Source organism: Acinetobacter sp. YH12137 (assembly GCF_013418535.1).
In the GTDB taxonomy this organism is placed as follows: Bacteria; Pseudomonadota; Gammaproteobacteria; order Pseudomonadales; family Moraxellaceae; genus Acinetobacter.
In genome coordinates, this window is record NZ_VPBW01000008.1 from 17,212 (window position 1) to 44,102 (window position 26,891).

Here is a 26,891-nt window from a genome sequence, read left to right on the forward strand (position 1 = left end):
GGTCATTTTAATGTTTAAGCATTTTTGTGATAGAACTTGTAGTAGCTGGCATAGCACAGTGCGATAAACAGCAAGCAGCCAAAGAAACTGATACGCATGCTCGGATCAAACACCATACTGATACAGGTAATCAGACAGAACAGAAAACCCAGAATCGGTACGATCGGGAATAATGGCGCAGCAAAATCAAGATCCTTCGCTGTTTTACCCTGTTTGTACCATTCACGGCGGAAGTTGAACATGCTGAGACAGATGCTCATCCAGACCACTACCATGGTAAATGCTGCAATACCTAGCAAGTTAGTGAAGATAGTTTCCGGTGCGAACTGTTCAGACAGCAAACCAGGCATACCGCCAATCATGGTGACAATGACTGCAATATAAGGTACACCACGCGCATTTAGGCGTGAAAATACCGCTGGTAACTGTTTGCTGTAAGACAATGACCACATCATACGGGATGCAGCAAATAGACCTGAGTTAGCAGCAGATAGCAATGCTGTGATAATCACAAAGCGGATAATATCTTCGGCATAAGGAATACCGATATGCTGGAATACTGTCACGAATGGGCTGCTACTGACACCTTCAGCTGCCAGACCTGCTTCCTGATGCGGAAGAAGGGAAGTCACCACAATAATCGTACCTACAAAGAAAATCAGTAAGCGGAAAATTGCAGTATTAATCGCTTTTGGTACATTTTTGGCCGGATCTTTTGTTTCACCCGCAGCCACACCAATCAGTTCTGTGCCAGAGAATGCAAAGTTTACAATCAGCATGGTGGTGAAGATTGGGAACAGACCTTCGGGGAACCAGCCTTGAGCTGTCAGGTTACTGAATAGCGGAGCAGTTTCCTGTCCTTGGTAGCTTACTACACCAAAAATAGCGAGTAGGCCAAGCAGGATAAAGGTCACGACAGTAACGACTTTCACCAGTGCCAGCCAGAACTCGGACTCTGCAAACCAGCGGGTAGAAATCATATTCAGTGCGAATACGAAAGCACCAAAAATCAGTGTCCACATCCACATAGAGCTATTCGGGAACCATTCCTGCATTAATAAAGCTGCAGCGGTAAATTCAGTTCCCAAGGTCACTGACCAGGTCAGCCAGTATAGCCAGGTAATGGTGTAGCCAGTCCCCGGTCCAATATAGCGTTTGGCATAGGCGCCAAATGAGCCAGATTCGGGCATATGAACGGCAAGTTCACCCAGACATAGCATAACCATGTAAGCGATGATCCCGCCAAGGAGATAAGCAAGAATGGCACCTACAGGCCCCGTTTGTGCAATGACTTCACCCGAACCTAGAAATAGGCCTGTTCCGATTGCGCCACCAAGCGAAATCATGACCAGATGTCGAGTACTCATAGCGCGTTTTAAAGGCGCAGAATTGCCCTGATGCGTAGCATCATTCGGAGATGAGTGCATAGGAGTCAAAAAATAAAAGAATGAAGCGGGTTATTGTAGTGAAAAACTACAAATCTGCAACGTATTAATATGGATTATGTATAAGACTTGATCGTGAGCGATCAGATAATGGCGTCCCTACGGGGATTCGAACCCCGGTTACCGCCGTGAAAGGGCGATGTCCTAGGCCTCTAGACGATAGGGACGTTGCGAGGTGATGGCTATATTAAGGACTAAGCCGGACTTTGTCAAAAGAGTTTTTACTAAAATGTATTTAACAGTTTAAACATTAGGCAAAACAAAAACTTTATTTTATTAAGATATTATTTTCTGAACGGATTTACCTGATATGAAAAAATAAACCCAATCGGAATTGGGTTTATTAAAGAAATTATTTCAGTTCAAAAGTTTAGAACTTAAGCTTTTTGATGATAAAGCCAGTAATAACTTGCATAACATGCTGCCATAAACAATAAACAGCCAATAAAACCAGAGAGCATTTCAGGGTCAGCTGCCATACTCAGACCGGTTGCAGTACAAGTTACAAAACCTAGAGTGGGAACTAAGGGGAACCAAGGTGTACGGAATTTTAGTTCAGAGACGCTATGACCAGACTTCAGCCATTGGCGACGGAAATTAAACTGGCTCCAGCAGATACTCATCCAGACAATCACCATGGTAAAAGCGGCCACGCCCATCAGGTTTTTAAAGATGACATCTGCACCAAATTGTTCAGAGAGCAGACCAGGCAAGCCGCCAATCATGGTGACCCAAACTGCTACATAAGGTACGCCGGATTTGCTGACTTTGGCAAATAGTCGCGGTAACTGGTTTTGTGAAGACAATGCCCACATCATACGTGAAGCTGCATAGAGTCCAGAGTTTGCAGTAGAGAGCAGCGCAGTGATAATTACGAAACGAATGAAATCTTCGGCATAAGGAATACCCATCTGGGTAAACACGGATACAAACGGACTGCTGCTTAAGCCCCCATGACCACCGACCTGTAGACCGGCATCGGTATAAGTCAGTAACGAGCTGATCACAATGATGGTGCCAACAAAGAAAATCATCAGACGCCATACCGCAGCATGAATTGCTTTCGGTACATTTTTCTCAGGATTTTCGGTTTCACCGGCAGCGATCCCGATCATCTCGGTACCATTAAAGGCAAAGTTCACGATTAGTAATGTGGTGAATAACGGAATTAAACCATTTGGCAGCCAGCCATGTTCAGTCAGATTGCTGAACAGCGGTGCGGATTCATAACCTTGGAATGGAATAAAGCCAAAGATACAGCCAAAGCCCAGAATAATGAAAATCAGTACAGTCGCAACTTTAACCAGTGACAGCCAGAATTCTGATTCGGCAAAGGTACGGGTTGAGCTTAAATTGGAGAGCAGTACACCTGCAGCAAAGATCAATGTCCATAACCAGATCGAAGTTTGCGGGAACCATTCCTGCATTAGAATCGCAGCTGCAGTGAATTCGGTACCCAAAGTGGCTGACCAGCCGAGCCAGTACATCCAGGACACCATATAGCCTGTACCCGGCCCAATATAATGGGTTGCAAAGGCACCAAAAGAACCAGACACGGGTAAATGTACGGCCAGTTCACCGAGGCAGAGCATTACCATATAGGCGATCAAGCCACCAATAATATAGGCCAGTACTGCGCCCAAAGGTCCAGCTTGTGAAATCACTTCACCGGAACCCATAAACAGGCCGGTACCAATAGCGCCACCAAGGGAAAGCATGATCAGATGACGTGTGCCCATGGCACGTTTTAACGACGGAGTTTGACCCTCAACAGACGAATGCTGTGAAGGTGGAGAGGGAGATTGCATAGCTCAATTAAAAGGAGAGATTTAAAAAAAGTATTTTAGTTTTAATTATGTGAAATATCACATAAATTGGAATTTCCTCATAAAGTTCTTCTTTTAATTTAAAAAATAAATATTTGCAAAGCCTCTTAAAAACTAGTGATCGGGAGTCTGGTATTGCTCAGTCGGTGTTTTTTCAGCAGGCGTAGTTTCTGCTCGGTTCTCAGCAGTTTTATCATCGCGACTGATCACATAAATATAAAGCGCTGAAGGTGCCAGAATAAGTAAAACAAGCAGGATTTTCTTTAGCATGGGAAAATTGATCAAAACCTAACATCAACTTGATTATAGCCTAAGCAAACGAGAAAGGGCACCAAACTCAGTCATGCGAAATTTATAACAATAGTATTGAAAGCAATAATAAGAAAAAGAGTTTTCTTGGAAAAAATGAAAGAAGAAGGGGATAAATAAGATGGCGTCCCTACGGGGATTCGAACCCCGGTTACCGCCGTGAAAGGGCGATGTCCTAGGCCTCTAGACGATAGGGACGTTTAGAAGATGGCGGTATCTTATTGATCCGCCACCAAAGTGTCAAGCAGGTGAGGTGCGAGTTTGTTTAAAATATAGCAAAACAGTTCCGCAGTCTTTTGCGTATCGTATAACGCAGAGTGTGCTTCTTTGCCATCAAACTCAATACCGGCCTGAATACAAGATTTAGCCAGAACCGTTTGACCAAACATCACCGCACTTAACGTCACGGTATCAAACACAGAAAAACTGTGGAACGGGTTCTGGTTTTTGGTTCCGGTACGGGCAATTGCTGCCTGTACAAAGCCCAAATCAAAATGCGCATTGTGACCGACCAAAACGGCATGCGTACAGTTTTGCTGACGACGCACTTCATTGACCGATTTAAAAATACGTTTTAACGCGGTTTTTTCATCTTCAGCCATTGCGATCCGCATCGGATTTGACGGGTCAATCCCGATAAATTCCAAAGAGCGGCGATCCAGGTTGGCACCTTCGAAAGGATTGATATGTGCGTGGTAAGCTTCACCGGGCACAAACTGGCCATCTTCATTATAAACAATAGGAATGGCCGCAATTTCTAACAAGGCATCAGTCTGTGCATTAAAGCCTGCTGTTTCAACATCGACAACAACAGGCAAAAATCCACGGAAACGCTGACCAATGACTGGAAGAGTTTCATTTGTCACATTTTTCTCCATTGAATGGTTTTTCCTGCATATAGCGGAACGATTTGTTCACCATCCAAGTAGTCTAGACTTTCAGGAATCACTTGATCTTCTTTGACCAGCGTAATGGTTTTGGTATTACGTGGGAGGCCGTAGAAATCTGCACCAAAGTGGCTGGCAAAACCTTCTAGGCGGTCGATTTTACCTACTTGATCAAAGGCCTGAGCATATAACTCAATTGCAGTCGGAGCACTATAGCATCCTGCGCAGCCACACGCATTTTCTTTGGCATTTTTTGAGTGCGGTGCACTGTCGGTGCCTAAGAAAAATTTAGGATTACCGCTCGTTGCCACTTCAAGCAACGTTTGCTGATGCGTCTGACGTTTTAAAATTGGCAGACAATAGAAGTGCGGCTTGATCCCACCAACCAGCATATCATTACGGTTAAACAGTAAATGCTGTGGGGTAATAGTCGCAGCCACATTACGATCCTGTTCCAGTACGAAATTAGCTGCCTCGCTGGTAGTAATGTGTTCCAGAACCAGTTTCAGTTTCGGGAACTGTTTTAGTAATGGTGCTAAGACTTCATCAAGGAAACGTTTTTCACGGTCAAAAATATCGACATGATTATGCGTCACTTCACCGTGCAGCAATAAAGGCACCTGATGCTCTTCAAGCTGTTCAATGACTGAATATACTTTACGAATGTCGCTTACACCGCTATCCGAGTTGGTGGTTGCGCCAGCAGGGTAAAGTTTAATAGCATTGACATGCTCAGAATCTTTAATCTTTTTGACTTCACTTGGAGAGGTATTATCTGTGAAATACAGCACCATGCGTGGATCAAAATCGCTACCTTCAGGAACATGCGCCATAATACGTTCACGGTAGCTTAATGCTTCTTCCACAGTTTTAACCGGTGGAACAAGGTTCGGCATACAGATGGCGCGGGAAAACTGTTTAGCTAGATCAGGAACGGTGCGTTGCAGAGCGTGACCATCACGCAGGTGGGCATGCCAGTCGTCTGGCTGGAGAAGGGTAATCGTATTCAAGGCGAATTCAATCGGAGAAATAAAACAAATGATAATGCATCTATGCCTAAAATGGTAACGAGAAATATATACAAAATAAGGGATATCTATAAATTAATTTATAAAAGTATGATATTTTAAAATTAATAAAAAAATTACATAAATACTTGGCAATGGAATACAAGTACAATCTAGCAAAATTGCAAGATGAAAAAGAAAAAATAGAAGAATTAATCACACGGCAAAGTCAGCGTGTAGGCTCGGTTTTCCCTCAGAATCTGGAACAGGAGTTCTGGAGCAAAAACCTGGAGCGAGCACGTAAACATGTCGAAAAATATGTCTGGGCAGGTGTACTGACCTATTTTATTTTTCTGCTGGTCATGGTTCCGACCGACTACTGGATTATCGATTCACAATATTTCGTACAAGATTTTGTGCGCTGTATGCTGGGGCTGATCAATGGTAGTCTCGCTTTACTTGCTTTTTATTTCTTCTCCTGTCTGCCTAAAATCAAACACTTTTTTCCGCAGGCTTCCATGCTGCTGATGTTCTGGATGATAGTCTCGACCTCTTATCTGACCATGTCCATTCAAACAGTAAGCTTGCAACATCAGTCGATGGCGATCATCACCATTATCTACATCCTGGGGTATATTCTGACCGGAGTAAAACCTTTACAGATGTTAATCACGGGGTTGTTTGCCGCACTTTGTACGGTCTGGCTGTTATCCATGTTATCGATCGATTTTAATGCACTGGTCTTGGGGCGGATTCTAATTGGCAGTAGCCTATTGGGATGTGTGATTAGTTATATGCTTTTTGCCCGTGAGCGAATGATTTTTCTATACACCATGCGGGCCAGAATCAGTGAGAAAATTCAGCGGATTCATACCACAGAATTACTGCATTTAAGTCAGCATGATGAGCTGACCAAAATCTCCAATCGACGAACTTTTGATGAAACACTGGATATCTTCTTTGAACGTTCTCGTCGTAATCAGCATGCTTTAGCGATTTTATTTATCGATGTCGATCATTTTAAAAACTATAACGATTTCTATGGGCATCAAAAAGGGGACGATGTCATTTCCAGTATTGCCTTTACCATTAAAAATGCGATCCGGCATATGGATTTCGTAGCTCGTTATGGTGGCGAGGAGTTTGTGGTACTGCTTCCAGAAACTGATGCTCATGGTGCTTATGCAGTGGCTTCTAATATTTTTAATGCGATTGAGCGTCTGGAAATTCCGCATGAGAAATCTGGTGTGGCTGATCACATCACCATCAGTTTGGGCATCACTGTGTATCGTGGTGAAGACTTTATTGATAAGGATGCCTTATTGGGAATTGCCGATCAGGCGTTGTATCGGGCCAAACAGTTGGGTCGAAACCAGATTTATTATCAGTCAATCCGCACTGCAAACCCGAACAGCGTGAATACCTAAATTTAATCCATTAAAAAAACCGCTCAAATGAGCGGTTTTTTTGACGTTAAAACAAACTTATTTGTTTTTGTCTTTTAATTGAGGTACTGCAGAACCTGTACCTACTGCAAGTAAGCCAGAATCTGTATAGATACCCAGTTTCGCACGTGTATCTGTGATATCCAGGTTACGCATAGTCAACTGACCGATACGATCCGCTGGAGAGAACATAGAATCACCTTTCTCCATAGTTAAACGCTCAGCTTCATAAGTGAGGTTAGGAGATTCAGTGTTCATGATGGTGTAGTCATTACCACGACGCAGTTCTAAAGTCACAGTACCAGTGATAGCTTTAGCTACCCAACGCTGTGCAGTTTCACGAAGCATCAATGCTTGAGAATCGAACCAGCGACCTTGGTACAGAAGACGACCCAAACGAAGGCCGTTGATACGGTATTGTTCGATCGTATCTTCGTTATGAATACCAGTGACCAGACGTTCATAAGCGATGTGAAGAAGGGCCATACCCGGAGCTTCGTAGATACCACGAGATTTCGCTTCGATGATACGGTTTTCGATCTGATCCGACATACCTAGACCATGACGGCCACCAATACGGTTCGCTTCAAGAATGAACTCAACCGGATCTTCGATACGTTGACCATTGATTGCAACAGGGAAACCTTCTTCAAAAGTAATCGATACTTCTTCAGGTTTGATTTCAACTTCTTCTTTCCAGAATGCAACGCCCATGATTGGATCAACGATTTTGATACCGGCATTCAGGTATTCAAGATCTTTGGCTTCGTGAGTCGCACCCAACATATTTGAGTCAGTTGAGTAAGCTTTCTCTTTTGACATTTTGTAGTCAAAGCCATTGTCGATCAGGAACTGTGACATTTCTGCACGGCCGCCTAGTTCGTCAATGAAAGTCTGGTCTAACCAAGGTTTGTAGATTTTCAGGTTAGGGTTAGTCAACAGACCGTAGCGGTAAAAACGCTCGATGTCGTTACCTTTATAAGTAGAACCGTCACCCCAGATGTTCACGTCATCTTCTTTCATTGCAGTTACCAGCATGGTACCTGTTACTGCACGGCCAAGAGGAGTCGTGTTGAAGTATGGAACGCCACCGGTAGAAATGTGGAACGCGCCACATTGAATTGCAGCAATACCTTCTAATGCAAGCTGTAAACGGCAGTCGATCAAACGTGCTTTTACTGCGCCATAAGCTTCAGCTTTTTTTGGAATCGCATCGTAATCGTCTTCGTCTGGCTGACCCAAGTTTGCTGTATAAGCATAAGGTTCAGCGCCTTTTTGTTTCATCCACAAAAGAGCTGCAGAAGTATCTAGACCGCCAGAAAAGGCAATACCAACTTTTTTGCCTACTGGGACATTCTGCAAGATAGTTGCATTATCAGACATTGTTCATCCTAATGATATGAAATAGGCACGCCAGAAGTGGTGGCCTGAAAAAACACATATTGCGTCAATTGTATCATTATTTTATTTAGGTTTGCTTTAGAAAAGAAAAACTCGTTTCAAAATCTTGATTCAATAGGCTTAAATAATCATAAAATTACCGTATTTTTGACAAACGCTTAAAAAATAGGAAAATCTGGGAAGATTCAATAACATCATTAAGAAAAAACATCTTCAGGATAGCCCTCATGAGCCCGAATATTCCTCCTTTACCTAATCTGCAACCGGTTGCCAAAAATGAAACCCTGTCGATTGTGCATGGAATCTATGCCGGTTTGCTGGTTTTTAGTACGGTTGCATTTTTATATCTGGAATATCAGCAGTCGACGATTTCCATGTTGAGTCTGGGTATTGTGTTGCTACTTTTAGCTGTGCTGATTGTTTTGAACATTCAGGCCTGTCTCAAGGTCAAACAGGGCAATGGTTCAGGACGCACCTTGTCCAGAATTATGGCGATCCTGATGCTGCTCAGTTTTCCCATTGGTACAGTACTCGGCGTAATTGCGTTATGGAAATCCAGTAAAAATCAATGGCAGCAATAAATCCATCACTCAGGTACGGCATGAATATCACAATTGGTATTTGTGCCTGAGAAAGCGGACCTGATAGTCATAAAAAGCCTCTGAAAATCAGTTAAAGTACATTGATAAGATTTAAGCTTTTAGCCAAATAAGAATCAGGGATATTTTATGACAACGACGCGCTATGCAAATATTTTAAAACCATTACATCTGGGTTTCACCACGATTAAAAACCGTGTGGTGATGGGATCAATGCATACGGGCTTGGAAGATCGTTTTTATAATTATCCTAAACTGGCCGCTTATTTTGGTGAACGTGCCAAAGGTGGTGTGGGTCTCCTGATTACTGGCGGGATTTCACCGAATCGTCAGGGCTGGTTATTGCCTGCTGGCGGAACCATGAATACCTTGGGCGATGTTGCACCGCATCGACTGGTTACGCATGCCGTGCATAAGCATGGGGCCAAGATTCTGTTGCAGATTTTGCATGCCGGACGTTATGGCTATCAGCCTTTTGTGGTATCTGCCAGTCCGATCAAATCGCCAATTTCACCTTTTAAACCACGTCAGATGTCTGAAAACCAGATTCTGGATACGATTCAGGACTATGTTAAAACTGCAAAACTGGCTAAAAAAGCGGGTTATGACGGCGTGGAAATCATGGGCTCTGAAGGGTATTTGATTAACCAGTTTTTAAGCCGTCATGTCAATCAGCGTACTGATCGCTGGGGCGGAGAAATTGAAAACCGCATGCGTTTTGCAGTGGAAATTGTTAAAGCGATTCGTGCTGAAATTGGTGAAAGATTTATTATCTGTTTCCGTTTGTCCTTGCTAGATCTGGTGCATGATGGCAATACTATGCAGGAAGTGATTACCGTCGCTAAAGCATTAGAGAAGGCTGGAATAACTTTGCTGAATACCGGTATTGGCTGGCATGAAGCGCGTATTCCGACAATTGTCACTTCTGTTCCTCGTGCTGCATTTGTAGATTACACCGCAGAAGTCAAAAAGCATGTTGCTGTTCCAGTTATTGCATCGAACCGGATCAATATGCCAGAAACGGCTGAAGCGATTTTGGCATCGGGTCAGGCAGATATGGTGCAAATGGCACGCCCGTTATTGGCAGATGCATTCTGGGTGAATAAAACTGCAACGAATCGTGTTGATGAAATTAATACCTGTATCGCCTGTAATCAGGCCTGCCTGGATCATACCTTTAAAAATAAACGCGCTACCTGTCTGGTGAATCCACGTGCCGGCTATGAAACCGAACTGGTCTATGTCAAAACCAAAAAGCCTAAAGGGATTGCCGTAGTAGGTGGTGGAGTGGCAGGTTTATCCGCAGCCACAGTCGCAGCCAGCCGCGGTCATGATGTGACTTTATTTGAAGCCACTAATGAAGTGGGGGGGCAATTTAATCTGGCCAAAGTGATTCCAGGCAAAGAAGAATTCCACGAAACCATTCGCTATTTCAAAGTGCAGCTGGAAAAAACTGGGGTAGATGTCCGTTTAAATACCCGAGTGAATCGGGAACAACTGGAACGCGAAGGTTTTGATGAGGTTATTGTGGCTACGGGCGTTGTTCCGCGTGAATTAAAAATTACCGGTAGTGATGCACCTCAAGTCCTGTCTTACGCTGAAGTATTGCGCGGCGCACCAGTAGGAGATCGTGTCGCGGTCATTGGTGCCGGTGGAATCGGTTTTGACATATCGGAATTTTTATTAAAGCCACCGCATCAGCCGCAACCGCAGCCTGTAGATGAATGGAAACGGGAGTGGGGTGTAGATCTGCATGCAAACTATGTAAGTGAAGGCGGACTGCAGCCAGCAGAAGTGGAGCCACCTGTACGTGAAATTTATCTGTTGCAGCGTAAAACTACTGCTTTAGGAGCAGGCTTAGGTAAAACCACGGGTTGGGTTCATCGTGCCCAATTAAAAAAACATGGCGTACGCATGTTACGCGGTGTGCACTACAAATCGATTACGGATGAAGGTTTGTGGATTGAAGTGGATGGGCATGATCAGTTGCTGCGTGTAGATACGGTCGTCGTTTGTGCTGGTCAGGAGTCAGTCAAAGATGTCATGCCTTCAGAGGATCAAAAGACTTTAGCGAATTACCATATTATTGGTGGAGCAAAGCTGGCTGCTGAACTAGATGCCAAGCGTGCAATTCGTGAAGGGGCAGAATTGGCAGCAAAATTGTAAGGATTTGATGAAACTATATGCAGTTGATGAGATTCACTGTAATTTTCACTTGTCAGTCGCCTAAAAGCTCCGTATTATTGCGCACATGGAAGCGTGGCAGAGCGGTTTAATGCACCGGTCTTGAAAACCGACGAGGGCTTATACCCCTCCGTGAGTTCGAATCTCACCGCTTCCGCCAGATACGAAAAACCCCGATCATTGATCGGGGTTTTTTATTGCCTAAGTTTTATTGAGTGGGAAATTGTCTGATTTTTTAGATAAAGCAGATAGATAACAAGCTAATTGATCTAATTTCTAAGATATTTTCTTATTAAAAAAATAAATGAATAAAAACGAATGCATATAGCTTTAATTTCTAAAATTTAATCTCAGGCAATTAGCTTAAGCCTAAATTCAAAAAGTATGATCCAAATTTTTATCTGACAAGAGGATATAAAAATTTAAAGCTTATTTCATTGCCGTTATCAGTTTATTAAATAGAACATTTTTCATTATTAATTCGCTGAATGACTGAAACAGCTGAAAGTCGACTAGGATAGTAGGATAATTTTTTGTTCTTTTCGGCTTTCATTTATGTCGAATTTTAAAGTGCGAGTTAAAAATGGCAACTGAACCTCTGAACCCTAAACGTCCACTTTATATTCCCTACGCAGGTACTGCATTACTTGAACTCCCATTGCTGAATAAAGGCTCAGCTTTCTCTGTAGAAGAACGTATTCATTTTAATTTACATGGACTTTTGCCCCAAGTAATCGAATCGATTGAGGAACAAAGTCAGCGTTCGTATCAGCAATACTGCTCATTCAATGATGCAATCAATAAGCATATTTACCTACGTAACATCCAGGACACCAACGAGACGCTTTTCTATCATTTGATTGAAAATCACTTAAGCGAAATGATGCCGATCATCTATACGCCAACGGTAGGAGAAGCATGTCAGCATTTTTCCGAGATTTATCGCCGTCATCGCGGGGTTTTTATTTCTTATCCAGATCGGGATCATATTGAGCACATCCTGCATAACGTGAATCGAAGAAATGTCAAAGTGATTGTGATTACGGATGGAGAGCGCATTCTTGGTTTAGGCGATCAGGGCATTGGCGGAATGGGCATTCCGATTGGAAAGCTGGCTTTATATACGGCCTGCGGAGGCATTAGTCCGGCTTATACCTTGCCAATTACTTTGGATGTAGGCACGAACAATGAGCAGTTGTTGAATGATCCGATTTATATGGGATGGCGTCAGCCTCGTATCACCGGTGATGAATATTATGAATTTGTCGAAATGGTGATACAGGCAATTCAGCAAAGATGGCCAGATGCACTGATTCAATTTGAAGATTTTGCCCAGCATAATGCCATGCCTTTACTGGAAAAATATCGCGATCGAGTATGTTGCTTCAATGACGATATTCAGGGTACGGCAGCTGTGGCAGTAGGCAGTTTGATTGCGGCTTCCTATGCGTCAAACAAACAATTAAAAGATCAGACCATTGCTTTCTTGGGAGCAGGTTCAGCCGGTTGTGGGATCGCTGAACAGATTGTGGCAAAAATGGTGGCAGAAGGCCTGACTGATGCTGAAGCGCGTAAGCGGGTTTTTATGGTGGATCGCTTCGGCCTTATTACTCAAAACCAGCCAAACCTATTAAATTTTCAGAGAAAACTGGCTCAAGAACCAGAAAATATTGCTGAATGGGGAAATGCCGAAGAGATTATTTCTCTATTGGATGTCATCAAATATGCAAAACCCACAGTACTGATTGGGGTATCTGGACAGCCGGGATTATTTAGTAAAGAAGTAATCACGACCATGGCTGAAAATTGTGAACATCCGATCATCTTTCCTTTATCGAATCCTACTTCTCGCGTAGAAGCTGTTCCAGCCGATATTATTCAATGGACCAATGGAAAAGCCCTGATTGCTACAGGTAGCCCATTTGCACCCGTTAATTATCAGGAACACATTTATACTATTTCTCAATGTAATAACTCTTATATTTTCCCGGGAATTGGACTAGGCGTGATTGCTTCAGGCGCTACACGAGTCACGGATAATATGCTGATGGCATCAAGTAATGCCTTAGCAGAATGCTCTCCAAAACTTCAAGACCCAACCGCCAATTTGTTGCCAGATCTGGATCAGATTCAGCATATTTCCAAGATTATTGCTCTAAGGGTTGCACAAGCTGCGGTTGAGGATGGCGTCGCTCCAAAAGTTGGTTCTGAGGTGCTGCAGAAAGCCATAGATGCGAATTTCTGGATACCGGAATACCGGGAATATAAGCGTGTGACCTTTTAATATTATTAGGGAAAGGGCAGTTTAAAATTAAGTAAAGCAGAGCGATGACATTGTTATTTCTCTGCTTCTTTGTTTGCAGGAAACGAAAGTACACTAAAATGTAAAAGTTTAACTCACTCAAGCAATATGGATTTATTTTATCAAGTCGTTGAAATTAAATAAAATATAATGAAAATTCTGTAAATAATAAAATAATATTTATAAAGTAATTAAATATATATATAAGAAAACTTGATTATTTTAAATCTTCCTGTATACTGGCCTTAACTAGAAAAAAGTCTTGTTGCAAAAAATCTTCCTTAAGTATCGTCGTTTTATTCATAATCCTTCGTTTTATCCAGATTTTAAGTTCCATTCTTTATTATTTTCAAAGTTACAACTGGTCATTCAGATGACTAAAAATTATTAAAAATTAGTAGGTTTTATTATGTCAAACTCAAATATTGTTAAAGGTACTGTAAAGTGGTTCAACGAAACTAAAGGTTTCGGTTTTATTCAACAAGAATCTGGTCCAGATGTTTTTGCTCATTTCAGTGAAATTGCTAGTTCAGGTTTTAAAACCTTAATGGAAGGTCAGCAAGTTGAATTCAGCGTAGTTCAAGGTCAAAAAGGCCCAAATGCTGTAAATATTACTGCGCTATAAGTCTGTAGAATAAAAAAGCACGCATCAGTGCTTTTTTATTGTTTTAAATAAAAGTTAAAAAGCTTTTTCTAGATTGGAAGAAGTATAAAAATAGGATACAAGTTGTTAAAAATTAATGAATTAATTGCAAAATCTAAAAATGGTACAGAAATTATTGTTTCTTTGATTCCCTTGAATAAAATGCAAAATACACGTCAAGGTTTTAAGGAAATTGAAGTAGGTAAAAGAGTACTGCTTCAATCAGGAATCGAAGTTGACCTGAATCTAGACGGTCGTACATTTTATACATCTTTAAATCAATTATTTAAATTAAATCATAAAGTTATTTAATATTTAAATTATATATTGGCTAACCAATTTCTAGCCGATCTCTCTTATAATCATTACTAAAGGTTTATTTATGCTTAAGCAAAATATTAATGTGAAAGATCAATTCGGTGTTCAATACGTGATTCAGGCTACTGTTGACCCTGATTTTGTTCATACCCAATCGGATTCTAACGTTAAGCATATTACGGTTGAAGGTGAAAATATTCGCCCAAGTTTTGAAATGTTTTTTCAAAGCACCATCAGCGGCAAAATTTTCAAAATTATTTAGTGGTCATATGACATGACCAAAAGTGAATATAAAAAATCCTGGTATCTTGCCAGGATTTTGTCTTTGAAATTATTCACTTCTTAATTAAACCTATTCATCGTCTTATAAATAAACCCTGAATTAATAAGCACATTTTAGTTCACACTTAAATCGACTTAGCCATCATTTCAGTGATCTATATTTTATATCTTCTACTACTTATGCTTTTAGGCATAAAACTATCATGAATCTATAAAAAATCTAATACACATCAAATCAGAAAGCCAATCAGAGTTAAAACCCGTCAAGGTTATTATGAGTTTCGTTGGTATGAACTTAAGTCATATAAATGACTGAGGATATACAGCTGGTTTAAGGTGGTGAGCAAGGGCAGTTCAGTTTTAGTTTTGCTAGGACATTCAGAAGCTAAGTATTTAATCTTTTATTTTTGAATATTTAATACTCTATAGATGATCATAAAGTCAGGAGTTTACTCTATGAATAAATGTATAAAATTACTCGCCAAAAAAAAATTAAGTATTACTTTTCTAGAGAGTGCATCAGCAGGTTACCTGGCTTACCGATTTTCCCAAAATAAATATTCGGGTGATATTTTATATGGCGGACTGGTCTGTTATGACATGGGTGTCAAAGAGAATATTTTAAAAATCAAACCTGAATTTATTAAAAAATATACTCCAGAATCTATGGAAGTCACGCAGGAAATGGTCAGAAAAGCCAAGAAAATGTTTTATTCTGATATTTATATTGCCTGTACAGGACTATTAAAAAGAGGCGGGACAGAAACTAAAGAAAAGCCAGTAGGAACTTTTTTCTATGTGATTTCTTATAAAGATGAGCTCTATAGTTTCCGCTTTCTTTGCAGAGGAAAACCGAGAGAGAAATTAAAAAAACTGGCGAGAAATATTAATCTGAGCTTAATTGAAATCCTTGAAGGCAGTCGAGACAAGAAAAATAAATAGCTATTTATTTAGTTCTCACTGATCGCTAATACACGGATCATGAAAATGTTCTGCTATAAAAAATCCCAGCCGAAGCCGGGATTTTTTTATATTAAATTGGTCAATTAGTAAGGATAGTTAGGGAGAGGGCCGTTTGCTGGAATGGTGAGCCATTGTCCTGTTGCCAGGCGATTTGAACCGCCATCTGGTTGCGCATAGAAATACAAAGGTGCGGTAGGCAGATTAAGCATGGCGACTGAAGCATGTGCGGTTGCAGTTAAAGGCAAGCCATAAAGTGCATAGAAATCTTTAAGATCATAGCCCATGATTTTTGAACTGAGTACATAAATCAGGTCAGGGCGGCTCATGTTTTTCGCATTAAATGCACCTAGTCCCAGTTTATTCTTATCTGCTTGAGAAGCTTTACTTAAATCGATCTGGTTATATAAACGTTGTGCCGTATTCAGTAGGCGTATTAACTCAAATACACCCTGAAGATCAGGTCGCGATTTACCTTGATGTAAACGGGTATAGTTCATGGCCATCTGGATATGGAAAGCCTGCATCGATACATGATAGCCATCTTGCTATAAGCGTTTTTCCATGGCGGCACGTTGTACCTCACCTGACAGACCAAGACTTCGTGTATCCTTGATATTGGCATATAAAGTTGGGTGACGGAAATTGCTGGCATTACTGTCCTGAGCATATAGATGATATTTACGCATCATGCTTAGGCCTGCCAGAATGTTGTTATTACATTCCACTACGCAACCAATAGTTTTCCCGGTTTCAGTGGAAGGGAATACCATGGTTAAGACATCCTGAACAGTATTATGTCCCAGTTCATGCACCCAGCCCCAACCGGTATCAATACCAGTTGACCCATCTGATGGATTTCCTGAGCACAGGAAGCCACAGGTCGCAATCCAGCCCACAAAATGTTGAACACGGGGCACGATGAACTGTGCCGGTACAATCCCAGCCTAATTCATTACAACGCTGTGCCGTACTGCTATCCAGCGGCATGTTGTTATAACCGTTAGCAATGTGGTTACTGTCAAAGATTACGCCCTTAATCTGATCCACATAGGTACGTGCCGATCGATCACCAATGGCTTTTAAAGCATAGTCATTGGTCTGTTGAATTTCACCACCAACAAATTTAAAAGTGTTCCAGCCGAAGTTTCTACTTTGCAGGATGCTGGTGGCCTCGCTAATATCCGCTTCAGTGATCGTTTGAGTAAAATCATAATGCGCATATTTTGCTGCGCCTTTGATTTTTAAGGTCACCACCGAGCCTGCTTTGGCATTGCTGTAATTCAACATCAATGGTCCACCGAACGGGCTGATAAAGTCATTGCTTTGGCTGGCATCTAATTTCACGGCGAAACTATTGGGACGGCGAGGACGTTTATAGCCGCCATCATCAAAGGGATTGCCCCAGGCACGTAAATAGCTGGTCTGGACTGAAAGCTGCGCACCCTGAGCATCAACAATCTCAATACTGACAGGTTTGCCCGGAATGCTGGCACGACCAATTGTGGTAATTCCACTGCCTTGTGGAATGGTCACGGTAATGGTTTCGGCTTGCGCACTGACAGCCATGTTTTGTGCAGATGCTGGCATATAATCGCCAGCACCATTTGGATTCACCAATGTGGTTTTGCGTTTATAGTCCGTCCAGGAATCACTGGCATAAGTACGCATAAAAGTTAGAGCATCGCCATTTTTCGACAGTCCGCTGTAATTCACGCCTGGACGCCAGAGATCTGCCAATAACACCAAGGCTTTTAGAATCTGATTATTATTTTTTGCGCTAAATGCAGTAATGCCTTGTGCATTTAAATTTTGTAGATTGGTAGAAGCTTTATTGATTGTTTGAATCAACGGATTATTGGCATTTAAATCCCCTAAACGTACCGCACCTGGTGACTTGAAATATTCCAGCATTTGGATCGTACTATCAATGTCATTCACTTTATTCCATTGATCTGTGATGGAACGTCCTGAAGACATGAGTAAAGTATCTTGGCCACGCCAGTAATTATTATTGGTTTCAATCTTCAATGCCGAAAAGATTTTTTCCATCGGTGTAGTAACGTTATAACCCATTGCCTGGAAATATATTGGCTTACCTGCCTCCAGATATTCCTGAATCAAGCTGGATTCAAAATTATTGGCGCCAATATTACTGCCTAAAATCATCAGGTCAGCATCTTTCCAGCAGGTATTGGTTTGATCCAGTACATTACATTGTAGAAAGGTAACTTTAACCCCTAAATGCTGGGCAAAATAATTCTCTATCATGCTCAGGTTGGTTTGTGCCAGACCATTTACGGTAAGTTTTAGTTCTTGTTTAGGCTGTGCTTGTGTTTTCCCAGTTAATAGCCAGCGAAAACCATTGTTGAGCACGGGTGCAAAATCTACCATGTCAGGATTATTCGCTGAGATCCCCCCAAGCATATTCTGGCCAAAAGCCAGCGCACGGCCTTTACCGATTTGTGATGCGACTCCCAAACCACAGCCTTTATTCGCCTGCTGACTTAAATTCCAGCCGCAGGCTTGATCTGAAACTGCGATTGGTAGAGCTGCGCTTAAATCATAAGGATAAAGATTAATCGAAGCAGTTGGCGTAAATTGCAGTTGAGGTTGCAAAACTTTGCCATTCGAACTGGTATAGAGTGAGGTAATTAAACCCTTTTGCCATGTTTGTTGTTGCTTGGCGAGCTGCAGGGCCTAGTCTAGCAATGTAGCGGAATCTTGCTGAATCAAAGGTCGGGCATCACCTGTACTCAATGCCTTATTAATCCGGGTGGTTGTTGGCGTTTGTGGATTTAAAGGTGGTGTAATGCCATCAGGTGTTTCTACAGGTGAGGGGGATGATTCCTCGTTATCAGATGGATTAGTTGTTGATGGTGGATTAACAGCAGAATCTGGTGTTTCTGCAGGAGAAGATGGTCCGCTACTGCCATCTCCACCACAGGCAATCAGACTCATCGATAGCGATAAGGCTAGTAAGGCTGTTCTCAACCTCAAATAATTTCTTTCCACAATTTTCCCCAAGGTATAACCAAAAAGACGACATTATTTTTAAAGTTGTCGTAAATATCAGATGAGAATTATAGAAGTAAGTGGCGGTAAAATAGAACTAATATTTAATTTAAGTATATGTTTTTAATGATAAATAATCTTAAATGTGATGTGGGTTGATTTAATTTTTATTTGTTTTAATTAGGCCGCAGTTTAAAAATGGCCTCAACCCGAGCTGAAATTTCATGTTCTATCAGTTTTGACTTTGAACTTGAGCAGAGCCAGCGCAATTCTTTCTACATGTTGATAAGCAGGTTGCTCTAACTCTTCACCAAAAATATCCGGATCAATTTCCTCATAAGACCAGTTAATATTTTGATGCTGTTTCATCAAAGCTTCCAGATGCTGTAAGAAGCGATTGCCATCCTGACAAATAGTGACGCCAGTATATAAAAATAGACGTCCATCTGGACTGAGTCGTTGTAAACCCTGTTTAATAATCTTAAAAGACAATTCATTACCATCCAGTTCATTGCCACCATGACGGTATTGCCGTTGATCTGGATCAATTAAATAAGGGGGATTGGCAAAAATCAGGTCAAACTGACCTTCAAGACCAGAAAATAAATTACTCTGCACAGGATGAATCGAATTAAAACCTGAAAAATCAATATTAATCTGGCTATAGAGAAGGGCTTTCGGATTCAGATCTGCGACAAAGATTTCCTCATGATCTGGAAAATGTTTAGCTATATGAATTGCAGCAGCAGAAGTGCCACAGCATATTTCAGCCGCCCGTTTAAAAGAATTGGCCTGGCAAGATAAATACTGCTTTAAATGATAGGCAAAACGGTAAGTATCAGGACCAAAAAAAACAGCGTCCTGTTGGGTGGTGGGAAAGGCTGAGTGAATAAATAATTCGTCTTCGAGTGAAGCGACTCTGATCAGACTTTTATATGTATTATCCTGAACTTCCAAAAGCTGATGTTCTAACAATAATGAAAAAAGAACAGGATCAAGATCGGTAATTGTAAATTCCAGATTCCAGCCAAAGATATCCTGTAAGGTTTTATATTTATTTTTTTCGCTTCTTTTACGATCCAGAATCCGTTGATGGGAAAGTGGCGTAATGGCGGTAAACTGATATTGCTGCTGTTTTAAAAAGTCTAATAAAAAGTGCAGAGCTTGTTGCTGGCTGCTTTGGATTTCTAAAATCTGGTTCATTAGATGTGCTCTTCGGTTTATTCAGAATAAATGAAAAGGTGCATACACCTGTTTAATCTATACAAGATAATGACCAGAACAGCCATTCGCTATATTGATTCAATCAAAATGGATCAGCTCAATCTTCGCCCAAAATTTACTGTTGTTCGGTAAAAAACTGATGTGAATTGGTTTAATTTGTATAGTGGTATATTGAAGCCCAAATCCTTATAAAGAATGAATCACTTTTATTTTTATATGTTTTCTATAAAAATGCCGACTGATCAAAATGATGAGTCGGCATAGACTGAATATAAATAGAAGTTTTAATGAGTAGCTTCTGGTAAATCAAACCAGATCACCTGAGCATCTTCAATTGCTTTAATTTCTGCGTCATCCATAAAGGCAATCGCACCACCAGCTTCAACTGTATATTCCGAAATTTGTACTGAACCAGAAATCACATGTACATAATTGATATGCTGGGTTGCCTTAATATCTAGACTTTGACCTTGCTGGATCACTGCGGTTTTGACTTCTGCATTTTGACGAATGTGCATGGGTGCATTGTCATTTGGTCCACAAATTAAATGCCATTGATTTGGTTGTTCTTTTGCGTCCAGACGAATTTGCTGATAATTTGGCTGAGCATCATGTTCATTCGGAATGATCCAGATTTGCAGGAGATGCACCTGTTCATCGCCCTGGTTCATTTCACTATGACGTACACCGGTTCCAGCACTCATCAGTTGCCATTCACCTGCTGCAATACCGCCATGATTGCCCATACTGTCCTGATGAGTAATCGTGCCTTTCAATACACAGGTCAGGATTTCCATATTGTCATGCGTATGGGTACCAAAGCCCTGATGTGCATCAATCAGATCATCATTAATAACGCGTAAGGCACTCACGCCCATATAGTTCGGATTGTACCAGTTGCCAAATGAGAAGCTGTGTTTAGACTCCAGCCAGCCCATTTTTACATGACCACGATTTTCACTTGGATGTAGAAAAGCTTTCATGAATTTATCTCACTTTAATTTTTAACTTGAGATCATCATAACGTTGTTTTAATTCTTAAAAAATTATAAACAGGCGACAGATCATTGCATTTTTGCAACGATGTAAGAGAAAGCAGGTATAAAAAAGCCCACTCGTAAGCAGGCTTAGGTATTTAAATAAAGATTATTCAAGGAAACGCACTGTTACACCTGATTTCACTTTAAGGCCTAAATCATTCGCATCCCAGTTAGTCAGACGGATACAACCATGTGACGCAGTTTTAGAGATTGCAGATGGATTTGGCGTACCATGAATACCAAATGATTTTTTGCTTAAACCGATCCAGATATTACCTACAGGACCGTTTGGACCAGGTGGTAAAGAAAGTGGTTTCTTGTTGTTGCCTTGAACAAAGTTAGATGGTGAGTAGCTATACCATGGGTTTTTCGCTACGCCAGTCACTTTATAAGTTCCTGTTGGCGATGGAGTACTCGAACTGCCAATCGTTGCAGGGAAAGAAGCGATCATCTGGTTACGGCTATTGAACAGATAAAGCTGCTTAGCACCTTTATGCGCCACAATTAAATGAATATCTTCAGGAACTTCATTGCGGATATTGGCAACAATCAGCTTTTCCCCAGCTTTTTTGAAGGTAGCTTTTGGATTTAACTTTTTCAAAAAGTCTTCATCCATATGGAATTTTTCACCCAGCATTTCAGTTACGCGAGTGTAATACAGACCTTTCATTTTTGCCTGTAAGGCATAGTCAGAAGGAATAGACTCGGCATAAGGACCTTTCAGGTCTTCTTCAGTGATGGTGTATTCCACAAAAGCAGGCTTAGAACCCTGTTTAGCCAATAGGGCATCCCAAGTTTCCTGAGTCAATGTACCGGTTGGTTTAATACCATTCATTTGCTGGAAAGATGCGATCGCTTTCAAGGTATTTTTACCGCTAGTACCGTCAATCGCACCTGGAGAAGCATGGGCATTATTTAACATGACATGCGCACGTGCATATACCGGAAATTGGCCTTTACCAATATCTTCATACCAGCTTGCATTATTAAGGCCGTCTAAAGTCCAAGATGCTTTCGCAGCAGCAGAATTCGTCGCTGCTTTAGTCGTGGTTGGAGCAGCACCGATATCGGCAGTCTGGTCTTCAGTATCTTGTAATACATCTAATGCTTCAGAAGCTTTCTTCAGATCTTGTTGTTCTTGAGCACTAATTCGAGTTTCTGCTTGTGCTGCCGAAGCTTCAGTTGCTAAAGGATCAATCGGATCCTGAACCGCAACATCAGTGACAACTTGGGGGTTTAATGGTTGTTCAGCAGTAGACGCAGCGAAAACAGTACCTGCGAAAATGCAACCTAGACTCACAGCGAGCATTGTGCGAACTAACATGTAACTCAACCTTAAAAATATTTCGTTAACTATGTGAAAAAACACTATAAGTATTACAGAAAAAATGTGGAGATGCAGTAGTTCTTTTGTGTAATTCCTCACATTTGATCACTTAACATGATCGGTTTTTAAAGTCATGAGAAGTTATTCAAAATGCAGCCATTTTGTTATGATGTGGGCAATATCAAAGATAGATAGGAAAGTGAATGACGACCTTAAAAAATGATCGTTTTCTGCGCGCATTGTTACGTGAACCTGTAGATACTACCCCTGTATGGATGATGCGTCAGGCAGGCCGTTATTTACCAGAATATCGAGAAACACGTGCCAAAGCAGGGGATTTCCTTTCTCTTTGCAAAAATACTGAATTTGCCTGTGAAGTGACTTTGCAGCCTTTACGCCGTTATGAGCTGGATGCAGCCATTTTATTTTCTGACATTCTGACTGTACCAGATGCTTTAGGTCTGGGTCTTTATTTTGAAGCAGGTGAAGGTCCGAAATTCCACAAAACTGTGCGGACTGAACAGGATGTGGCTAATTTATCCAAATTTAATGCCAAGTCTGACCTTGATTATGTAATGAATACAGTATCGACTATTCGTTCGGCTTTGGGGGGGCAAGTACCATTGATCGGCTTCTCCGGCAGCCCGTGGACCTTGGCGACGTATATGGTTGAAGGGGGTTCCAGTAAAGATTTCCGCTTCACTAAAAACATGATGTACGCACAGCCAGAAGTTCTGCATGCTTTATTAGAACGTTTAGCAGATGCTGTGACTGAATATCTGAATGCCCAGATCGATGCCGGTGCTCAGGCAGTGCAGATTTTCGATAGTTGGGGCGGTGCACTTGCGCATCGTGAATATATTGAATTTTCACTCAATTATATGCAGAAAATTGTGGCAGGTTTGCAACGTGAAAAAGATGGCCGCAAGATTCCAGTGATTCTGTTTACCAAAGGTGGTGGCCAATGGCTAGAGCCTATGGTCGCGACCGGTGCAGATGCTTTTGGTCTGGACTGGACCACGCCGCTCAATGTTGCACGCCAGACTGTTGCAGGTCGTGCTGCGCTACAAGGCAACCTGGATCCGGCAACTTTATATGGCATTCCGGACGCGATTGCTAAAGCGACCAAGTTGATGCTGGATGATGCCTATGCCAACGGTGAAAAAACCGGTTATGTAGCCAACTTAGGTCATGGCATTACCCAGTGGGTGGATCCAGCCAATCCTAAAGTATTTATTGATACCGTACATGAGTACAGCGCTAAATATCTTTAGGATGTAAACCTTGATCGACTTTTTTAAATCAGGGTTTGAATTTACCTATAAGGCAGCTTCGGCTGCCTTATTTGGGATTCTGCTCCTGCTTGCTTTTGCACAAACCGCATCAATGGGTAGTGAACTTTTTTATGGTTTCTACCGCTATGACTATCTATTATTTTTTGCTTTACTGATTCAGATGGTATTGCTCTATACCAAACTGGAATCTTGGGCCGAAGCCAAAGTAATTGCCTTGTTCCATATCATGGCGATGGTTATGGAAATTTTCCTGACCCATCCGGCGATTGCATCCTGGCAATATCCACAACCTGCAATTTTTAAAATACTGACGGTGCCTTTATTTGCCGGCTTTATGTATTCGGCTGTCGGCAGTTTTTTTGCACGTTCCTTACGCTTATACCAAGTCTCATTTGAAAAATTGCCGCGCTTTAGCCACATGCTGGCCTTGGCAGTCTTGTCCTACATCAACTTCATGAGCAAATTCTTTATTCCGGACTATCGCTTGCTGTTATTTGTCTGGAGTGTAGTGATGTTCTGGAAAACCAGAATTCGATTTCAGTTGAATCAGCATGCTTTTCAGCTGCCGATGTTGCCTGTCCTGTTGATTTTGGCTTTCATTATCTGGGTGGCTGAGAACATCAGTACCTTTTATCAGATCTGGCTATATCCAAGCCAGGTAGAAAAATGGCATATGGTCGGTTGGGGCAAGCTCGGTTCCTGGTATTTACTTTTATTGCTCAGTCTGGTGCTGGTATTAAAGATTCTAGGACAGCGTAATTCTCAAGGTAACTGGAGTCTAAAAACCCGGTAAAACTATTCTGTTTATCTTTATGTAAATCAGACAGTTTTTTCATTGCGCCAAATTAGACTTCCCGCTACTCTCCTGAATGTGTAATGAAGATTACATCATTAGCGTAATAACAAAAGATGCATGAGAATAACCGGAGAATAAGTATGTTAAAAAAGATTATGCTCGCTGTGGTATTGGCAACGGGTTCTGGTATGGCGATGGCGGATAGAGATGTAGGTTGTGGTATTGGTAGCCAGGTATGGGCAGGCCAGTCAGGCATTATTCCTAAGCTGCTTGCAGGTACAACAAACGTCCTGTTTACTAACCAGTGGCTGGGTATTACTTTCGGTACTTTAGGATGTAGCCAGGGCGGTACAGTAACGGCTCAAGTCGTGACTTTTACCAATGAAAATGCTGAGGCATTGGCACGTGATATGGCCGTAGGTGAAGGTGAAAGCCTGAATGTACTGGCTGAACTGCTAAATATCAAGGCAGAAGACAAAGCACGTTTCTTCACTGTATCTAAGCAGAATTTCTCTGAAATCTATTCAGAAGAAAACCAGAATACTTTACAAGTGTTAAGTACTCTACAAACAGTCATGGCTAAAGATGAAGTATTAAAAGCTTATATCTAAGTATCGCTGTAAAAACCCTGCTGTCCTGGCAGGGTTTTCTTATAAATAAAAACTGAAAAGAACCGTAGACTGAATGAAATATGCTTTTTTGCTCTCAGCCTTGCTGTGGAGTCCGCTAAGTTTTGCATCCGAAATTTCTCCAGATATTCAAGCTTATCTAGAACAAGCCACACAAAAAAAATTGCACCAGACTTCGACCTGGAAGCGTTTGATGTATGCCAATGCTGAAGGAAAAAGTGAAGTCAGTTATGCTGGCTATTTTCTGGCAAAGCCGGGCAAGACAGATCTGCAGCTTGAATTAAAGCAAAATATACAGGCATTGTTTGAGCCCGCAGAACCCAATCAGTCTGTACGATGTAAATTCCCGGCACGTAGTCAGTGGTTAATGCAACAGCTGAATATTTCTGAACAGCAATTGCCTGAAGCGAGTTGCCCGGATTTTGAGCGCTGGATGAATGAAGTCAAGCCTTATCAGGCGACCCTGATTTATGCCACCGATTATATGGGTAATCCCAGCTCCATGTTTGGTCATACTTTGCTGCGTCTGGACCCAAAAGACCAGCAGCAACTTAATCTGGTTTCTTATGCGGTCAATTATGCTGCCACAGTCGACAGCAATGATAACTGGTCCTTTGCCTGGAAAGGGCTGACCGGCCAATATCCGGGTGAATATTCCTTGATGCCGTATTACCGCAAAGTCAAGGAATATGGTGACTTTGAAAGCCGTGATTTATGGGAATATGAACTTAATCTGACGCCTGAAGACACCGGATTTCTGGTGAAGCATCTCTGGGAAATGCAACAGGTAAGTTTCCCTTATTATTTCATTAATGATAACTGTGCCTATCGTCTATTAGGGCTTTTTGATCTGGTGCGTCCTGAACTGAACTTGCAGCAGCAATTCGATACCGCCGCGATTCCGGTCGAAACTTTAAAAGTTGTGGAACAGCAGGGACTGATCAGGAAGAAAATTTATCGTCCGGCGCTGGAAACTCAATTGCTGGCTCAAGCCCGGCAACATGGCAAATCCTTGGCAAAAACTGCGCATCAGGTGGCTTATGCAGAAACCTCTGAAATGGAAGCCATGCTGCAACATTATCCGGCTGAAGACCAAGCCAAGATTCTGGAAATGGCCTACGACCATTTATATCTGGATTTTCTTCGTCAAGAAGTTGATGAATCTTTTGCCCAGCCGCGCTTTCGCAAATTATTGGGCTTAAGAAGTCAGTTGGCGATAGACAAACAGCGTCAGCAGCCAGAGCGTCCAAAAATAGATCCGGTTCAAAGCCATCATGCCCGAAATATCGTTCTTGAAACTGGGCAAGTACAGGGTGAGACTTTTGTGCAGTTGGGGCATCGTCAGGCTTATCACGACCTCATGGATCCGCAAGGCGGGCTTCGTACAGGAACCCAATTATTATTCCTTGATGGTGCATTGCAGTATCGTGATGACCGCGTGAAGCTGGAGCATCTGGATCTACTTACAGTAAATTCCTATAACCCAATTAATGCGTTTAAAGCGCCGTTATCTTGGGGTTTTAGTTTGGGCTGGAAACAGGAAGCACTGGATCAGCATGGCCAGTTTAGTACCGAGCAGCAGCATGGCGTAGCCAATTTTCAGGTCCAGGGGGGCTATAGCTGGGCAAATGAAGCACGTGAACATCTCTGCTATGTGCAGCTACAAAATCATGTGCAGGCCGGAAAGGCGCTAGACAAAGGATGGCGTATCGGTATGGGGCCAACGGTGGGTTGCCAGAATATCTGGACGAATCAGGTTAATAGTCTGGTACAGGTAGAATTACCATACTGGGAAGATTCTCATCAGTGGCAACTGAAGTTGAAAAGCCAGTTGCAATATGCATGGAATACACAAAATGCCATTCGGGCGGGCTGGGAATATCAGCAACAGGACTCGAAAGACTGGGAAAAATGGAGTCTGGGCTTAGTCCATTATTTCTGATTTGGCGAACATAAC

At 41.8% G+C, this 26,891-nt stretch carries 25 protein-coding genes and 3 tRNA genes; 13 read left to right on the forward strand and 15 right to left on the reverse strand.

From position 1 onward, the window contains the following. Positions 1-14: 14 nt before the first annotated feature. From FTU72_RS06075 to pyrC, 7 genes are all read right to left on the reverse strand, one after another. Positions 15-1,427 carry an amino acid permease gene (locus tag FTU72_RS06075; protein WP_125278932.1) on the reverse strand — a complete coding sequence of 471 codons (1,413 nt, stop codon included), beginning with the start codon at positions 1,425-1,427 and terminating at the stop codon, positions 15-17. Between the two features lie 109 nt (positions 1,428-1,536). Further along, positions 1,537-1,612 (reverse strand) — tRNA-Glu (locus FTU72_RS06080). Between the two features lie 210 nt (positions 1,613-1,822). Then, complete coding sequence (locus FTU72_RS06085) at positions 1,823-3,253, reverse strand: amino acid permease (protein ID WP_159123358.1); 1,431 nt, start codon at positions 3,251-3,253, stop codon at positions 1,823-1,825. A 132-nt stretch (positions 3,254-3,385) separates the two neighbouring features. Continuing rightward, positions 3,386-3,541, reverse strand: coding sequence for a hypothetical protein (locus FTU72_RS06090; RefSeq protein ID WP_004782839.1), 156 nt, complete (start codon positions 3,539-3,541; stop codon positions 3,386-3,388). A 161-nt stretch (positions 3,542-3,702) separates the two neighbouring features. Continuing rightward, a tRNA-Glu gene (locus FTU72_RS06095) sits at positions 3,703-3,778 on the reverse strand. A gap of 20 nt (positions 3,779-3,798) precedes the next feature. Continuing rightward, on the reverse strand, positions 3,799-4,458 hold the full coding sequence (gene rnt / locus FTU72_RS06100) for a ribonuclease T (protein WP_034704922.1): 660 nt from the start codon (positions 4,456-4,458) through the stop codon (positions 3,799-3,801). Then, the gene (gene pyrC / locus FTU72_RS06105; RefSeq protein WP_004782837.1) at positions 4,443-5,477 is read right to left on the reverse strand and encodes a dihydroorotase; all 1,035 of its coding nucleotides are present in this window, start codon (positions 5,475-5,477) and stop codon (positions 4,443-4,445) included. The genes rnt and pyrC overlap by 16 nt, the downstream gene beginning before the upstream one ends. Positions 5,478-5,629: 152 nt before the next feature. Here pyrC and FTU72_RS06110 point away from each other — a divergent pair, with 152 nt between their 5' ends. Beyond that, positions 5,630-6,901 (forward strand): GGDEF domain-containing protein, encoded by a 1,272-nt coding sequence (locus FTU72_RS06110; RefSeq protein ID WP_180052539.1) that lies wholly within the window; start codon positions 5,630-5,632, stop codon positions 6,899-6,901. 57 nt (positions 6,902-6,958) lie between these two features. On the opposite strand, the gene argG is transcribed toward FTU72_RS06110, so the two are convergent. After that, positions 6,959-8,302: an argininosuccinate synthase gene (gene argG / locus FTU72_RS06115; protein ID WP_005234795.1), complete on the reverse strand. Its 1,344-nt coding sequence runs from the start codon at positions 8,300-8,302 to the stop codon at positions 6,959-6,961. A gap of 245 nt (positions 8,303-8,547) precedes the next feature. On the opposite strand from argG, the gene FTU72_RS06120 reads away from it, so the two are divergent. The 8 genes from FTU72_RS06120 (at position 8,548) to FTU72_RS06155 (ending at position 15,590) form a co-directional block, all read left to right on the forward strand. Then, positions 8,548-8,901, forward strand: a complete 354-nt coding sequence (locus FTU72_RS06120; protein ID WP_180052540.1) for a hypothetical protein — start codon at positions 8,548-8,550, stop codon at positions 8,899-8,901. A gap of 147 nt (positions 8,902-9,048) precedes the next feature. Beyond that, the gene (locus FTU72_RS06125; protein WP_180052541.1) at positions 9,049-11,085 is read left to right on the forward strand and encodes an NADPH-dependent 2,4-dienoyl-CoA reductase; all 2,037 of its coding nucleotides are present in this window, start codon (positions 9,049-9,051) and stop codon (positions 11,083-11,085) included. 87 nt (positions 11,086-11,172) lie between these two features. Beyond that, positions 11,173-11,263 (forward strand) — tRNA-Ser (locus FTU72_RS06130). Between the two features lie 423 nt (positions 11,264-11,686). Next, positions 11,687-13,387, forward strand: coding sequence for an NAD-dependent malic enzyme (locus tag FTU72_RS06135; RefSeq protein WP_034704912.1), 1,701 nt, complete (start codon positions 11,687-11,689; stop codon positions 13,385-13,387). A gap of 427 nt (positions 13,388-13,814) precedes the next feature. Further along, the gene (locus FTU72_RS06140; protein ID WP_004782814.1) at positions 13,815-14,030 is read left to right on the forward strand and encodes a cold-shock protein; all 216 of its coding nucleotides are present in this window, start codon (positions 13,815-13,817) and stop codon (positions 14,028-14,030) included. 102 nt (positions 14,031-14,132) lie between these two features. Then, positions 14,133-14,360, forward strand: a complete 228-nt coding sequence (locus tag FTU72_RS06145) for a hypothetical protein (protein ID WP_004782813.1) — start codon at positions 14,133-14,135, stop codon at positions 14,358-14,360. Positions 14,361-14,430: 70 nt separating this feature from the next. Beyond that, positions 14,431-14,628, forward strand: coding sequence for a hypothetical protein (locus FTU72_RS06150; RefSeq protein ID WP_034706083.1), 198 nt, complete (start codon positions 14,431-14,433; stop codon positions 14,626-14,628). Positions 14,629-15,104: 476 nt separating this feature from the next. After that, on the forward strand, positions 15,105-15,590 hold the full coding sequence (locus tag FTU72_RS06155) for a CinA family protein (RefSeq protein WP_034706081.1): 486 nt from the start codon (positions 15,105-15,107) through the stop codon (positions 15,588-15,590). Between the two features lie 104 nt (positions 15,591-15,694). Here the strand turns inward: FTU72_RS06155 and FTU72_RS16370 are convergent, their stop codons facing one another. The 7 genes from FTU72_RS16370 to FTU72_RS06175 form a co-directional block, all read right to left on the reverse strand. Beyond that, positions 15,695-16,135, reverse strand: coding sequence for a hypothetical protein (locus tag FTU72_RS16370; protein ID WP_257220246.1), 441 nt, complete (start codon positions 16,133-16,135; stop codon positions 15,695-15,697). A gap of 21 nt (positions 16,136-16,156) precedes the next feature. Continuing rightward, the gene (locus tag FTU72_RS16375; protein ID WP_257219738.1) at positions 16,157-16,528 is read right to left on the reverse strand and encodes a hypothetical protein; all 372 of its coding nucleotides are present in this window, start codon (positions 16,526-16,528) and stop codon (positions 16,157-16,159) included. Then, on the reverse strand, positions 16,440-18,305 hold the full coding sequence (locus FTU72_RS16380) for an ImpA family metalloprotease (RefSeq protein WP_257220248.1): 1,866 nt from the start codon (positions 18,303-18,305) through the stop codon (positions 16,440-16,442). Before FTU72_RS16380 ends, FTU72_RS16375 begins: the two co-directional genes overlap by 89 nt. Positions 18,306-18,308: 3 nt before the next feature. Next, the gene (locus FTU72_RS16385; protein ID WP_257220247.1) at positions 18,309-18,623 is read right to left on the reverse strand and encodes a hypothetical protein; all 315 of its coding nucleotides are present in this window, start codon (positions 18,621-18,623) and stop codon (positions 18,309-18,311) included. A 222-nt stretch (positions 18,624-18,845) separates the two neighbouring features. Continuing rightward, entirely contained in the window at positions 18,846-19,826 is a 981-nt protein-coding gene (locus tag FTU72_RS06165; protein WP_180052542.1) for a class I SAM-dependent methyltransferase, read from the reverse strand. Between the two features lie 305 nt (positions 19,827-20,131). Then, positions 20,132-20,830 carry a pirin-like bicupin family protein gene (locus tag FTU72_RS06170; protein WP_180052543.1) on the reverse strand — a complete coding sequence of 233 codons (699 nt, stop codon included), beginning with the start codon at positions 20,828-20,830 and terminating at the stop codon, positions 20,132-20,134. A 163-nt stretch (positions 20,831-20,993) separates the two neighbouring features. Continuing rightward, the gene (locus FTU72_RS06175; protein WP_180052544.1) at positions 20,994-22,211 is read right to left on the reverse strand and encodes a L,D-transpeptidase; all 1,218 of its coding nucleotides are present in this window, start codon (positions 22,209-22,211) and stop codon (positions 20,994-20,996) included. Positions 22,212-22,417: 206 nt separating this feature from the next. On the opposite strand from FTU72_RS06175, the gene hemE reads away from it, so the two are divergent. The 4 genes from hemE (at position 22,418) to FTU72_RS06195 (ending at position 26,876) form a co-directional block, all read left to right on the forward strand. After that, positions 22,418-23,488, forward strand: coding sequence for a uroporphyrinogen decarboxylase (gene hemE, locus FTU72_RS06180; RefSeq protein ID WP_180052545.1), 1,071 nt, complete (start codon positions 22,418-22,420; stop codon positions 23,486-23,488). Between the two features lie 10 nt (positions 23,489-23,498). Beyond that, complete coding sequence (locus FTU72_RS06185) at positions 23,499-24,302, forward strand: DUF817 family protein (protein ID WP_180004230.1); 804 nt, start codon at positions 23,499-23,501, stop codon at positions 24,300-24,302. 143 nt (positions 24,303-24,445) lie between these two features. Further along, complete coding sequence (locus FTU72_RS06190) at positions 24,446-24,916, forward strand: DUF3015 family protein (protein WP_004782788.1); 471 nt, start codon at positions 24,446-24,448, stop codon at positions 24,914-24,916. 73 nt (positions 24,917-24,989) lie between these two features. After that, positions 24,990-26,876, forward strand: coding sequence for a DUF4105 domain-containing protein (locus FTU72_RS06195; protein ID WP_180052546.1), 1,887 nt, complete (start codon positions 24,990-24,992; stop codon positions 26,874-26,876). The last annotated feature ends 15 nt before the right edge of the window (positions 26,877-26,891 follow it).